Source organism: Maribacter taeanensis (assembly GCF_047345145.1).
GTDB lineage: Bacteria > Bacteroidota > Bacteroidia > Flavobacteriales > Flavobacteriaceae > Maribacter_C.
Genome location: NZ_JBLFER010000003.1, coordinates 302,032 through 316,755 on the forward strand (window position 1 = coordinate 302,032; position 14,724 = coordinate 316,755).

At 37.4% G+C, this 14,724-nt stretch carries 11 protein-coding genes; 7 read left to right on the top strand and 4 right to left on the bottom strand.

Features of this window, described 5'->3' with window-relative positions; genetic code table 11:
- The first annotated feature begins 35 nt into the window (after positions 1–35).
- The 5 genes from ACKWCD_RS12965 to ACKWCD_RS12985 all read left to right on the top strand — a co-directional run bounded on the left by ACKWCD_RS12965 (position 36) and on the right by ACKWCD_RS12985 (position 10,145).
- The gene (locus ACKWCD_RS12965) at positions 36–2,153 is read left to right on the top strand and encodes a family 16 glycosylhydrolase (protein WP_413984384.1); all 2,118 of its coding nucleotides are present in this window, start codon (positions 36–38) and stop codon (positions 2,151–2,153) included.
- 153 nt (positions 2,154–2,306) lie between these two features.
- The gene (locus ACKWCD_RS12970; protein WP_413984385.1) at positions 2,307–3,842 is read left to right on the top strand and encodes a sugar porter family MFS transporter; all 1,536 of its coding nucleotides are present in this window, start codon (positions 2,307–2,309) and stop codon (positions 3,840–3,842) included.
- A gap of 71 nt (positions 3,843–3,913) precedes the next feature.
- On the top strand, positions 3,914–7,384 hold the full coding sequence (locus tag ACKWCD_RS12975; protein ID WP_413984386.1) for a hypothetical protein: 3,471 nt from the start codon (positions 3,914–3,916) through the stop codon (positions 7,382–7,384).
- Between the two features lie 3 nt (positions 7,385–7,387).
- Entirely contained in the window at positions 7,388–8,683 is a 1,296-nt protein-coding gene (locus ACKWCD_RS12980) for a glycosyl hydrolase family 17 protein (RefSeq protein WP_413984387.1), read from the top strand.
- A gap of 34 nt (positions 8,684–8,717) precedes the next feature.
- The gene (locus tag ACKWCD_RS12985; protein ID WP_413984388.1) at positions 8,718–10,145 is read left to right on the top strand and encodes an MFS transporter; all 1,428 of its coding nucleotides are present in this window, start codon (positions 8,718–8,720) and stop codon (positions 10,143–10,145) included.
- Between the two features lie 8 nt (positions 10,146–10,153).
- Here the strand turns inward: ACKWCD_RS12985 and ACKWCD_RS12990 are convergent, their stop codons facing one another.
- The 4 genes from ACKWCD_RS12990 to ACKWCD_RS13005 form a co-directional block, all read right to left on the bottom strand.
- Positions 10,154–10,567, bottom strand: a complete 414-nt coding sequence (locus tag ACKWCD_RS12990) for a DUF6691 family protein (protein ID WP_413984389.1) — start codon at positions 10,565–10,567, stop codon at positions 10,154–10,156.
- Between the two features lie 2 nt (positions 10,568–10,569).
- Entirely contained in the window at positions 10,570–11,127 is a 558-nt protein-coding gene (locus ACKWCD_RS12995; protein WP_413984390.1) for a YeeE/YedE family protein, read from the bottom strand.
- A 64-nt stretch (positions 11,128–11,191) separates the two neighbouring features.
- Complete coding sequence (locus ACKWCD_RS13000; protein WP_413984391.1) at positions 11,192–11,662, bottom strand: hypothetical protein; 471 nt, start codon at positions 11,660–11,662, stop codon at positions 11,192–11,194.
- A 22-nt stretch (positions 11,663–11,684) separates the two neighbouring features.
- The gene (locus tag ACKWCD_RS13005) at positions 11,685–12,593 is read right to left on the bottom strand and encodes a ThuA domain-containing protein (protein ID WP_413984392.1); all 909 of its coding nucleotides are present in this window, start codon (positions 12,591–12,593) and stop codon (positions 11,685–11,687) included.
- Between the two features lie 115 nt (positions 12,594–12,708).
- Between ACKWCD_RS13005 and ACKWCD_RS13010 the strand changes: the two genes are divergently transcribed.
- Complete coding sequence (locus ACKWCD_RS13010) at positions 12,709–13,527, top strand: SDR family oxidoreductase (RefSeq protein ID WP_413984393.1); 819 nt, start codon at positions 12,709–12,711, stop codon at positions 13,525–13,527.
- Between the two features lie 3 nt (positions 13,528–13,530).
- Entirely contained in the window at positions 13,531–14,724 is a 1,194-nt protein-coding gene (gene uxuA / locus ACKWCD_RS13015) for a mannonate dehydratase (RefSeq protein WP_413984394.1), read from the top strand.

Below are 14,724 nucleotides of genomic sequence, written 5' to 3' on the forward strand. Positions count from 1 at the left end.
GGGAACCTTACTTCTCTATTAAAATAAAAAGAACTATGAAAAATTTTAAGTATTTATTTGTTTCGCTCTTGATAGTTATGGCTAGCTGTGATGGAGATGATTTAGACATTCCAGTTGCCGTAACACCAACTAATCTCACAGCAAGTTCAGCAGTTAGTGCTGATAACTCAGGTGAGGTAACTTTTACTGCCACAGCTACTGGAGCTAATTATTATCATTTTGACTTTGGTGATGGTTCATCAGCTTTATCGAATACAGGGGTTGTAACCAAAACTTACGATATGATTGGTGATAACACGTACACAGTTACTATAACAGCGGGCGCAGGTGAAGGAAAAACTGTTTCAGAAACATTACAAGTCAATGTTTCAATTGATTTTTCTGACCCAGAAACAGTAGCTCTCCTTACTAGCGGAGCTTCTAAAACATGGTTTTTAGCAGCTTCTCAGCCAGGTCACCTTGGTTTAGGTCCAGCTCGGGAGGGTATTGATGGTGATTGGTGGTATCCTAAATGGTATGTAGCAAGCGCTTTTGAAAAGTGTGGCAGTGAAGATTCAGATTGTCTTTGTGATGACGAGCTAACTTTCTCAGTTGATGCTAACGGGGCCTTATCTTATGAATTAGATAACAAAGGACAAACTTATTTTAACGTAGGTCATAAAGCAGTTGTTGGTGGTGCAGAAGATCAGGATTTTTGTTACGATTTTGATACATCAGGATCAAAGGCCGTTGTACTTTCGCAAGTTTCAGGTAATGTTCCAGATGAGGAGACCACTGGCATTCAAATGAATTTTTCCGATGGAGGGTTTATGGGGTATTATGTAGGTTCATCATCCTATGAGATTCTATCTATCAGTGACGACTTACTATATGTGCGAACCTACGATACTGAAAACGACGAATTAGCTTGGTATCATAGGTTTACCGCTGCACCTTCGACTGATGTTGGAGAGGAGAGTCTTGAGACTGTTTTTACAAATTTAGTATGGTCTGATGAGTTTGATGTTGATGGAGCTCCAAATCCGGCAAATTGGGGATACGATCTTGGCGCAGGTGGCTGGGGTAATGGTGAAGCGCAGACATATACTGATGATGCAGAGAATGTTATAGTTGAGGGTGGAGTGCTTAAAATTACTGCCAAGGCAACTAGTGGTGGAGGTGGTAATGTCAAACACTACTATGATGATGCTACATTAATTGGCGCTGGTGGAACTTCTTCAACAATCGAAAATTTTGAAGGAACAGCTCCCGTTTTTGAAGCTTTTGGCGGTAATGCTACTACGGTTATCGCAAACCCAGATGCTTCAGGCTTGAATACATCAACAATGGTTGCAGAATCTGTTAAAGGCAGTGGTGCTGAAGTTTGGGCAGGCTCATTTTTTGATCTGGCCACTCCACTAGATTTGGTTAACTCTACAAGTATAAGTTTGAAAACGTGGTCTCCTGCAGTAGGTGCAGTAGTTAGACTAAAGATTGAAGACCAAGGAGATAATACCAAGTTTATTGAGATTGATGCAAATACAACCGTAGCAGAGGCATGGGAGACATTGACTTTTGACCTTAGTGCTGCAGCCCCAGCTGTTGATCCAGCTGTGAATTATAATAGATTCGTGTTATTCTTTGATTTTGGAGTTAGTCCTAGTGGCGATGGTGCATATACTTCTGCACGTATTAAATCGGAGAACCTATATGAGTTTACTTACGGTAGAGTAGAGGTAAGAGCTAAATTACCTTCAGCAGGTGGTACTTGGCCAGCATTATGGGCTTTAGGAGCTAATTTTGATCAAGTAGGATGGCCAGAAAGTGGTGAAATTGATATCATGGAGCATGTTGGTAACAACCCAAATACAATTTCTAGTGCATTACATTACCCTGGAAATTCAGGTGGTAATGCTGTAACCAGCTCTACTTCTGTTCCAACAGCAACATCAGAATTTCATAATTATACTGTAGAATGGACTGCAGATAGCATTAAATTCGTTGTTGATGATGAATTAATACACACTAGCTTTGTTAACGCAAGTGACACACCTTTTAATAGTGATTTCTTCTTTATCATGAATATTGCGATGGGTGGCACACTTGGCGGTGCTATTGATGATGCATTTACAGAAGATACCATGGAAGTAGATTACATTAGAGTATATCAATAGTATATTTGAATTGTTGAATATAGGCCAATGGACTTCCCCCACCATTGGCTTTTTTTGTCTTACACTATGTCAGGGTTGCAAGATTTTCATTTTTACAACTTTACCATAAAAGCGAGTTCCTTATAAAGCAGATTTGTTTAAAAAGCATTTAGAATGTCTAAAAAACTAATATTCATTTCGTTTGTAGTCTCCTTGGGAGGTTTTTTGTTTGGATTCGATGCTGGAATTATTTCTGGAGTAATGAATTTTGCAGGGCCTGAATTTAACTTGACCGAACTACAATCAGGTTGGGTGGTAAGTTCTCCTTCTTTTGCTGCTATGATTGCCATGATATTTTCAGGAAGATTGAGCGATTTCTATGGTCGAAAGAAGCTCCTTTTAATTGTTGCGTTCTTATATGCTCTCTCGGCTTTGATGTCTGCGTATGCAGGGTCTTATGAAATGCTTTATATCGCCAGAATGATTGGTGGTTTAGCTTTTGGCGCAGCACTAGTTTTAGCCCCGATGTACATTGCAGAAATATCGACAGCGGAGAACAGAGGGAAATTAGTTTCAATTCAACAACTTAATATTGTTTTAGGGTTTTTTGCCGCTTTTTTTAGCAACTACCTTTTTAATAAGTACGCAACGGATAGCTCTTTTTTGACCGAAAAAAATGTCTGGCGATGGATGTTGGGCGTTGAACTAATTCCAGCTTTGTTATATTTCACTGCTTTGTTTTTTGTTCCTAGAAGCCCGCGTTGGTTATATCTTAAAAGCAAATTCGATGAAGCGAAATCGGTACTTAATAGCGTTCATGGTAATGAAACAGGCTCAATTGAAATAGATTCAATTGAAGAAAGCATAAAGGCAGATAAAACTGCTTCAAAAGTTGCCATTAAAGATCTTCTTAAGCCAGCACTTCGGTTTATTTTAATCGTAGGATTGGTTGTAGGAGTACTTCAGCAAATAACAGGAATAAATGCCGTTTATTTTTATGCCACATCCATTTTTAAACAAACGGGTATTGGAACGGATGCTGCATTTTCATCAGGTGTGTTATTAAGTACGATTTCTGTAATCTTCACATTTGTAGCGATGTATTTAATTGATAGAATGGGCAGAAGACCCTTGTTATTGATCGGTACTGCAGGAATTGCGATAAGTTTATTGCTATGTGCATACGGGTTTAATAAAGCTACATATCAGTTAACACCTAATGCAATTGCTCAGCTTGAATTTGAAGGGGTCAATAATTTGGAAGCATATACCAATAAGTTATACGAAAACGATGTTGATTTTAAAAATGACATGAAATTGGCTTTAGGTAATCAGGTTTATAGCAAAAATGATGGAGCAATTTTAGAGGTGGCAACTACAGTAAATGCAACTTTGATTTTAATTGGGATACTTGGCTTTATTGCCTGCTTTGCATTTTCATTAGGACCCGTAATGTGGGTTTTATTATCTGAGTTATTTCCGAATAAATATAGAGGATTAGCCATAGGTGTAATCGCCTTTATAAATTCATTAATAAGTTCCTTGGTGCAGTTAGTATTTCCGTGGGAATTATCAAATCTAGGTAACGCTTTAACCTTTTTCATCTTTGGAGCAATTGCCCTCGTCGGGTTCTTTGTCATGTTGAAAATTTTACCTGAAACGAAAGGGAAATCCCTGGAACAAATAGAAAAAGAATTGGTGAAAAACTGATTTTAAAATAAGTGAATAATTAAATAGAACCCTTGCAAAAAAAAAGATAATTAAAGGGTATTTATGAGAGAATGATTAAGGATATAATGCATATAGGAGAAATAGAAGCTCAATTTAATGAGCCAATAGTAGAGGGAAAATTAGTTGATTTCGAAAACGAGAAATACTATAAAATTTCAAATAGCGACGGTATGCGTCCATTTTTTATGAGCATCGTCAGTGATTCGAATCATTGGATGTTTATCTCGAGCAATGGTGGATTATCCGCTGGAAGAAAGGATTCCGGATACGCGCTATTTCCGTATTACACAGATGATAAAATTACAGAGTCAGCTGATATTACCGGTAGTAAGACTATTTTGAGAATTCAATCGGAAGGAAAAATCAAACTATGGGAGCCATTCTCAGAGCGGTATTTAGGCATTTACAATATCACCAGAAATCTATATAAGAACAGCTATGGAAATAGGGTGATTTTCGAGGAAGTCAATAACGATCTCGGTTTAACTTTTCGATACCAATGGAGTTCTAGTGACCAATATGGTTTCGTTAAAAAATCCACCCTAGTTAATGATTCCTCTGAACAAATTGAAGTCACAGTTTTAGATGGTATCCAAAATATAATGCCATATGGCGTAGATACAAGCTTACAAGCAATGAGCAGTAATCTGGTTGATGCGTATAAGAAGAATGAATTGCAAGCAGAGGTGGGCTTAGGAATTTACACCTTAAGCGCTATTATTGTTGATAAAGCGGAACCTAGCGAGGCTCTTAAGGCCTCTACAGTGTGGTCTTTGGGAATAGAAAATCCAAAATATTTGGTTTCCTCCTTGCAACTAAACGCTTTTCGAAAAGGTAGAGGTATTACCAAAGAAGAAGATGTTAGGGCAGAGAAGGGCGCATACTTTATTATTGCTAATATGAGTTTGCAAGCCAATTCGGAAAAGGAATGGATGTTTATTGCTGATGTAAATCAATCTATAAGTGCCATAACCCGTATTTCGGAACAAATCAGAAAGGGCAACAATTTGAAATCAGCAATTCTAGAAGATATCGAAAAAGGTACGCAACATCTGTTAGAATTAAACGCTGCGGCTGACGGTATGCAATTGACAGCCGACAAACTCAGAAATACGAGGCACTTTGCAAATACGCTATTCAATATAATGCGTGGTGGTATTTTTGATGAGAATTATCAAATTGAGAGGTCAGACTTTGTAAAATATATAGAAAAGGCGAATCTAAAGGTTTTCAAACATAAGGAGGATCTGCTTAATGATTTACCAGAAACTTTTTCATTGTCACATATAAGAAAGGTTGTCAGTAATCTTCAAGACCAAAACGAGGATAAGAATTTTAAAAGACTCTGTTTCGAGTACCTACCCTTAAAATTTAGTAGAAGACATGGCGACCCTAGTAGGCCATGGAACAAGTTTGCAATCAATACTAAAAACGAGGATGGTTCTAAAATTCTAGATTATCAAGGTAACTGGAGAGATATCTTCCAAAACTGGGAAGCTTTGGCGCATTCATATCCAGATTTTATGGAAAATATGATTCATAAATTCTTGAATGCGACCACCTTTGATGGTTATAATCCATATCGAGTTACCAAAGATGGTTTTGATTGGGAAACTATTGAGCCAGACGACCCTTGGTCATATATTGGGTATTGGGGAGATCACCAAATTATTTATTTGCTCAAGTTCTTAGAGTTTATAGAAAAGCATGCCCCAAGTACATTGGCCAAATACTTTGATCAAGATATTTTTGTTTATGCAAATGTTCCGTATAAAATAAAAAGCTATTCAGAAATTTTAAAAAACCCGAAAGATACTATAGTTCTAGATACGGAATCAGAGCAAAATATCATTCAAAAAAGAAAGGAACTTGGCGCCGATGGCGCATTGCTAAGAGATGCTAATTCTTTTATTTATAAGGTTAACCTGATTGAAAAATTATTAGCAACAGTTTTGGCTAAAATGTCAAACTTTATTCCAGAAGGTGGTATTTGGATGAATACCCAAAGACCAGAATGGAACGATGCTAATAATGCCTTGGTGGGTAATGGTGTTTCAATGGTCACGCTTTATTATTTAAGAAGATTCTTGAATTTTTTCGAAAATGTCATGCAAAATTCAGCTCAAGAAAGACATCAAATCTCCGAAGAGCTTTTGGTATTCTTCTATGGAATTATGGATACCCTAAGTGCAAATATTACCATCCTTTCCGATAAAATTTCCGATGTTGATCGAAAATCTATCCTTGACGGACTAGGTGATGCTGGAAGCAAATATAGAAACACTATTTACGAAAACGGATTTAGCAGCGATAAAGGTGAAATTTCGAAAACTACTTTATTAGCTTTCCTTTCCGTATCAAAACAGTATTTAGATCACGCTATCAAAGCAAATCAAAGACCTGATAAATTGTTTCATGCCTATAATTTAATGACGGTGGAGAGCGATTCGGAAGTTTCGATATCCTATTTGCCGGAAATGCTGGAAGGGCAAGTGGCTGTTTTGAGCTCAGGTTATATTTCTGGTGAAGCATCTCTAGAGGTATTGAATGCTTTAAAAAATAGTGCCTTGTTTAGGGAAGATCAATACAGTTATGTCCTATATCCGAACAGACAATTACCAAGATTTGTTCAGAAGAATGTAATACCAACAGACCAAGCTGAGACATCTCAATTGATACAGCAATTGGTGAAAGATGGCGACGGTAGTGTTATTGAAAAAGATGTAAACGGAAAGTATCATTTTAACGGTAAGTTCAATAACGCTGATAGTTTAAAAAGCGCATTAGCACAATTACCCGAAGGACAATACGGAGAACTGGTCGAGAATGATACGCAATTGCTTTTGGATGTTTTTGAAGCCATTTTTGACCATAAGTCCTTTACAGGAAGATCAGGCACATTTTATGGCTACGAGGGCCTAGGTTCTATTTACTGGCATATGGTTTCTAAGTTGTTATTAAGTGTGCAAGAAATATGCCTAAAGGCGATAGCGTCAAATGAAAATGAAACTGTAATTGGCGGACTTTTAGATCATTACTATGAAATTAATGAAGGTATAGGAGTGCATAAGTCACCTGATTTATACGGCGCATTTCCCACGGACCCTTATTCTCATACACCAGGTGGAAAAGGCGCACAGCAACCTGGTATGACGGGACAAGTAAAAGAAGATATTTTATGTCGTTTTGGAGAGTTGGGAGTATTTGTTTCTGACGGAAACCTTGTTTTCGATCCAAGCTTATTGAGGAAAGAAGAGTTTTTAAAAGAACCCATGACTTTCGAATATATAACCATGCATGGAGAGGAAAGACAAATTGTACTAAAGGAAAATACACTTGCCTTTACTTATTGCCAAGTTCCCATAATTTATGAATTAGGAGACAAAATTGGTATGCGAGTTGAATCAAATGCTAAGAATGTGATTGAAACCGATATGCTAGTTCTTGACTCGGATACCAGCCGTAAAATATTTCAGAGAACAGGAGAAATCGATAGAATTGTAGTGTATATCAACAAGTAATTTATGATAAATAAGATCAAAAGACCCGTACTATTTTTAATATGCTATTTAGTTTCAATAGTAGTTTTCACGTGTTCTGATAATACAAAAGTGATTGAAAGTAAGTCAGCAGCGGATATTTTAGGAAACTCTGACTACTTGGCCATATCCTATGGTGGATATCGTATGAGCTCACGTGATATTCAACCTACGATTACAGAACTTAAGGAAGATATGAAGCTGCTCTCCGCAATGGGAGTTGGAATTCTTCGCACCTATAATGTGCAGTTGCAACAAGCTGCCAATTTATTGGAAGCCATCAAACAACTCAAAGAAGAAGATTCAAATTTTGAGATGTATGTGATGCTAGGGGCTTGGATTGATTGCAAAGATGCTTGGACCGATTCACCAAATCATGAAGCTGAAAGCGAGAACAATGCAGGTGAAATAGATAGGGCAGTAGCACTGGCGCAAAAGTATCCTGATATTGTGAAAATTATTGCTGTTGGAAATGAAGCTATGGTACATTGGGCACAAAGTTATTTTGTGAGACCTAATGTTATCTTGAAATGGGTGAATCACATTCAAGAACTTAAAAAGACCGGTAAATTATCTAAAGACCTTTGGGTTACCAGTTCAGATAATTTTGCCGCTTGGGGTGCTGGTGATGAAATTTACCATACTGATGACCTGAAGCAGTTAATCAATGCAGTGGATTATATATCGATGCATACCTACCCTTTTCATGAAACCCATTATAAAGCTGACTATTGGAAAGTTCCAGAAAACGAAGCGGGATTATCTGAATTGGAAAAAGTAGATGCTGCGGCCTTAAGGGCCAAAAATTACGCCATTACAGAATATAAGGCTGTTTTAAAACACCTTGAGAGTCTCGGCATTGAAAAGCCAATTCATATTGGAGAGACAGGTTGGGCCAGTATTTCAGATGGTTTTTATGGCCCTGAAGGTTCAAAAGCTGCAGATGAGTATAAACAGGGACGTTATTATGCCCATACGCGAGAATGGACAAAAGCAGAAGGTATTTCCTGTTTTTACTTTGAGGCATTTGATGAGAACTGGAAAGACGCGGAGAACCCCATAGGATCTGAAAATCACTTTGGATTGTTTGAAATCAACGGAAAAGCAAAATTCCCTTTATGGAGCTTGGTAGATGAAGGCGTGTTTAAAGGTCTAACAAGAAATGGTCATGCAATTTCGAAAACCTTCGATGGCAATAAAGAGGAGCTATTAAAAACTGTTTCAGCACCTACATCTGTTGGTGAAATTCAGAAGAGTACAGATATTGTAAACCCTGAATAAAGAGTTTTAATAAGGAAAAACAAAACCAAATACTATGGAAAATGCTACTAGAGTAAAAAGTACTAAGGTGCCAATGGGTCAAAAAATTGCTTTTGGTATCGGAATGTTGGCAAACCAAATGTTTCCGGCTGCACTACAAATTTTTATGATGGTCTTAGTAAAAGGTTTGGGTTTTCCACCTTTATTATGGGGAATCATATTCTTTGCTCCAAGAATTTTTGATGCGTTTACTGACCCTATTATGGGTTTTATTTCGGATAACACCAGATCAAAATGGGGAAGGCGAAGACATTTTGTATTTGCTGGAGGCATACTCATGGGTATCGCTTTCATTGCCATGTGGCAGTTGTACCCTGAAAATGGTTTGACGTATAATTTTATTTACTTCTTAGTTTTATCTTTTATTTTCTATTTAGGCCTTACAATATTCAGTGTGCCTTATGTGGCTATGGGCTATGAAATGAGTGATGACTTTCATGAAAGAACAAGTATCATGGCCATAGCACAAATGATTGGCCAATGGGCTTGGGTAATAGTACCTTGGTTTTGGATTATTTTGTACGACCCAGAAATGTTTGATAATGTTCCGGCGGCAACGAGGACTTTATCATATTATGTTGCAGCATTTTGTACCGTATTAGCATTAGTTCCGGCTATATTTATTAAAAGTGAATCAACTAAAGACAGAACGGATTTTGAACCGATAAATAAGAGCAATATTTCAAAAAGCTTTAAAAAGATTTTAGTCAGCTTTAAAGAAGCGTTTCGGATTCCGCAGTTTAAGATTCTGTGTACGGCTACTTTCTTGGTCTATAATTCATTCATGACCATTTCGGCATTTTCATTTTTTATCATTGTTTCTTATATGTTCAATGGTGATGCTGGTGCTGCTGGAATATGGCCAACTTTGCATGGTAGTGTTGGTGCATTGGTAACCACTTTTTTGGTAATTCCAATAATTGATGCGATATCTAAAAAACTGGGAAAGAAAAAGACATTTATGTTATCTCAGGGCATTTCAATTATCGGATATATTCTATTCTGGTTCTTGTTTATCCCTGGTCAGCCCTATATGTTCTTAATTGCCTTGCCTTTCTTTTCATTTGGAATAGGAGGATTATTTACCTTGATGATGTCAATGACGGCAGATGTTATTGATTTAGATGAGTTGAATACAGGCTTAAGAAGAGAGGGAATATTTGGTGCAATTTACTGGTGGATGGTGAAATTTGGATTTGCCATCGCCGGACTTCTAAGCGGTTTGTTTATGGCTTGGGTAGGATATACGCCAGATGCGCCATCACAACCCGAAGGGGCAGTTACGGGAATGCGATTATTCTATACATTCTTCCCTATATTGGGTACTTTAGCGGCTATGTATGTAATGCGTAAATACGATATTACCGAAGCACGCGCCAATGAGATTAGAGCGAAATTAGAACAGCGTAAAGAGGAGTCTTAATGTTCGAACTAGTGTGGAAGTTTATTTTTAAGAACTCCATAAACAAATGTTCCAAGCATAGCCGCAGCAATAACTAGAAGCATACTAGAAACTCCTGTTCCTAATAAAATATACATAGGTCCGGGGCACGCTCCTGCTAGGGCCCATCCTAAACCAAAAATGGTGCCTCCTAAGATATAGCGCGTAAAGCTTTTATCTTTTGGAGGAAGGTTTATCACTTTGCCTTCAGTGCTTTTTATTTTGAATTTTCTGAAAATCCATAAAAACAAAATACCAAGAAAAACAGCGGAGCCAATAATTCCATACATATGAAAAGACTGGAATTTGAACATTTCAAAAATGCGGTACCACGAGACGGCTTCAGATTTTACAAGAACAATTCCGAAGAAAATACCGACGAATAAGAATTTTAGAAATTTCATACTTAAAAAATTAGGGGAAGTAAAAAGTGAGTCATTAATAATCCTCCAATAAAAAAACCTACTACGGCGATTAATGAGGGGAGTTGTAAATTACTTAAACCAGTAATAGCGTGGCCAGAAGTACAACCGCCGGCATAACGGGTTCCGAACCCCACTAAAAATCCGGCAATGACTAAAATTGACCCCCCCTTCAAGGATAAAATACTATCCCAATCATAAATTTCTGAGGGTAACAAAGTTGCTCCAGCATTTTCGAAGCCTAGGGTCTTTAAGTCTGAAATTGTTTCAGCGCTTAAATCAATCGCGGAACCATCCGATAAAAATTGTACTGCAATAAATCCACCTATGATTGCACCCAGTACTACCGTAAGATTCCATTTTTGGGCTTTCCAATCAAATTTAAAAAAGTCTGCATACTTCCCAGCTCCACCTATTGAGCAAAGCGTTCGTAGGTTGGAGGACATACCAAAAGTCTTTCCGAAGAAAACCAAAATTGCCATTACTAGGGCGATAAGTGGACCAGAAACAAACCATGGCCAAGGTTGAAGAATTGCGTCCATTTAATAGAATTTGGAACAAAAGTAATTTGAAATTTAAAAGGGCAATGTGATAAAAGTTACAGACTTAGTTTTTTGTATAAGCAAAGCTCTGAAAACTCGGCAAATCTTCACCTATTTGTCTAGTAAGTGTATCTCCGTTAAGTACGTAAATGGTAGGCTCAAAACTACCATTCAAACTCAGTTGGTTGTTGGAAAAAGTCCAAGTACCCTTGCTCGAATCCGAATCTCCACAGGCGATAAAAAATAAGCCTCCTGTAATATCAGTTACATTGACCCGAATCACATTAAGACTCCAAGAATTGTCTGTATTGATGGCAAGTGTTCCTGTGATACAATTCATTTCATCAAGGAGATTGGTAGATGCTGTACCATCTTCATTGACATCTTGCGCTTGATTAATATTTACAGCGGATAACGTATAAGAACCAATGACCTGTGCACTCTCATTAGGTTGAGATGGAGCATCATCACTTGAACAAGAAACGAAAAGTATAACTGATATAAAAAGAACCAATGTAGGTTTTAGAAAACGCATAGATTTTTTTTTGGAAAGATAATTAATTTTTCCCGATAGGGGAGTCATCACACTTTAAATCACCAACGACATATTGCATGCCATCTAAAAAGAACTGAAGTAATTCAGTATTCTCCATGCTTTGGGCATTGTGCGAGGGCGAGCTGAAAAATACCCTGCCTTTATCATGCCTTTTTATCCAAGAAACATAGATAATTTTTTCATCCACTGCTTCTTTCATGCCTTCAACCTTGTCCACTTCCACATATAATAAAGGCCTAAAATTGTAATTTAAATAGGCGTTTTTGAAGAAATAGGGTTCGTCAACATGTGTAAAACCTTTGCCATTAAATGCTTTGACCATGGGGTGATTTACATCCACTTCTTTAACATTTATTTCTTGTTGTTTTGTATGATAATCAAAACTACCCCCAGTCATTTTACTGAATTCCATCGAATTATTCTGTACAACTATACCACCGTGAATGATCATCAGGCCACCTCCTTTTGACACGTAATTGATGAGGTTCTTCTCATATATTGCCGCTTCGGTTTTGACTTGTTGCTCGCTGAATGAAGTATTTGCCATCAAAAGATCTGAGAATAAGTCACGTTCTGGGCCTGCTGGATTTGGATTATTCAAAATTACTGCGTCATACTTTTTTAAATTTTTCTTGTTGAACTGCGCTATATCAAATCCAACATGAACTTCGAAAGCACCCGTTTTTTTTGCTAGGATTTTCAGCATTTCTATATTGTGAGGTATGGTCCAATGATAAAACCCTGTGGCCTTTGAAAAAATCAATAGTTTTCTGATTTTAGTCGTCTTAACACTTGTTTTTTCTGGTGCCAGTTTCTCAATTTTTGATAGCCAAACTTGATCTATTTCAACTAGTTCTAAATTTTGACTCCAAAGATTGGTAGAAAGGAGTAACATGAAAAGAAGTGGCATACCACGCATAAATAAAGAAATTCGAAGGTTAATTTGATCAAATATTAAAAGTAATTGTAAATTACAAAATACCAATTAACCGCATCGAATAATATAATATCTGAAGACTAATTATATGAATGAGTTATTATCATTAAAAGATAAAAATTACGCCCTTTCAGGAGGTACTGGCATTCTTGGAGGTTCCATAGCTGAATACCTAGTAAAAAATGAAGCCAATGTACTTTTACTAGGAAGGTCTTCTGATAAACTCAAAGCGAAACAAGCAGAACTGAATGCGATATCAGAAAATAGCACACATATTTTTGTTGTTGATGTTTTGAATGAGGAGGCCCTTGTAAATCTGAAGAACAAGATAAAAGATGAGTTTGATAGTCTTGATGGACTCGTGAATTTGGCGGGCGGCAATATCCCTGGAGCCACTTTGAGACCAGACCAATCTATTTATGATATTGAAATGAGTGATACTCGCGAAGTTTTAGATATTAATTTATTTGGTACAGTAATGCCGGCAATTGTTTTGAGTGAATTGATGGTGAGACAAGAGTTTGGTTCAATTGTCAATATATCATCTATGGCCTCGAAGCAAAGTATTTCAAGAATTTTAGGGTATTCTATGGCGAAAGCAGGAGTGGATATTTTCACAAAGTGGATGGCCAATGAAATGGCTTCAAAATTTAATGATAAAATCCGTGTGAATGCCATTGCGCCGGGTTTTTTCATTAGCAATCAAAACAGGAGCTTGCTAACAAATAAAGATGGTAGTTATACTGATAGGGGAAATGATATCATAAAAAATACACCAATGGCGCGTTTTGGTAGTGCATCGGAACTCAATGGTATGGTACACTATCTTCTTACTGATGCTTCTAGCTTCGTAACAGGCAGTGTTTTTGAAGTTGATGGCGGATTTAGTTCATTTTCAGGAGTTTAAGTAATGGAGTATTTAAAGAAGACATTTCGATGGTTTGGGCCCTCTTTTGGAGTTAGCCTTGATGAGATTAAACAGATCGGTGTTGAAGGTATCGTTGCTGCCTGTCAGGAAGTTCCTTTGGGAGAAGTTTGGTCGTTGGAGACCATTGCCTCCTTAAAGAATGAAATCGAATCCCATGGTTTGGAATGGTCCGTGGTGGAGAGTGTCAATATTCATACCTCCATTAAGTATGGACTCCCTGAAAGGGATACTTATATTGCGAATTACATTCAAACACTAAAAAACCTTGCAGCGAATGGCATCTACAACGTATGCTACAATTTCATGCAACTGATAGATTGGACACGCACCAACCTAGACTATGTTTTACCATCAGGGGGTTCCGCATTGTATTACAGTCCAATAGCAGCCGCAGCTTTTGATCTCTTTATTTTGAAAAGAGAAAATGCAAGAGAAACCTATACGGAGGAAATCTGTAAGAAAGCGAGAGGCTATTTCGATGAACTGACCGAAGCGCAAAGAAAAAAACTAGAAGAATCTATTTTAGCGGGAATGCCAGGTTCACGAAAACTAATTGCCTTAGACGAGTTCCAAAAGAATCATGCAGCGGTATTGAAGATTAGCAAAGAGCAACTTCAAGAAAACTTATCTTACTTTTTGAATGCAATTATTCCAGAAGCCGAAAAAATAGGTGTGAAAATGACCATCCATCCTGATGATCCGCCATTTTCGGTTTTCGGAGTTCCACGTATTGTATCCAACTATGAAGAGTTGAAATTTTTATTAGATTGCTGTCCTTCACCAAGCAACGGACTGACTTTCTGTTCAGGTTCTTTAGGGGCATCCGCTGAAAATGACTTGGTCAAAATTGTAGAAGATTTTGGGGATAAAATTCATTTTATCCATTTGAGAAATGTCCAAAGGAATCCAGATGGTAGTTTTTATGAAGCTGAACATTTGGGTGGTTCGGTACCCATCGATAAGGTGATGAAAGCAATTGTTGAAGAGCAAAAAAGAAGGCATGAAAATGGGGAGGAAATAGTTGCCATTCCGATGAGGCCCGACCATGGCCATGTCTTATTAGATGATAAGAAACGACAAGATGATTTTTATTCTGGATATTCTTTGATTGGGCGTGCTATGGGCCTTGCCCAGCTATCAGGATTAGAAAAAGGAATTCGGCAAAACATTGTATAA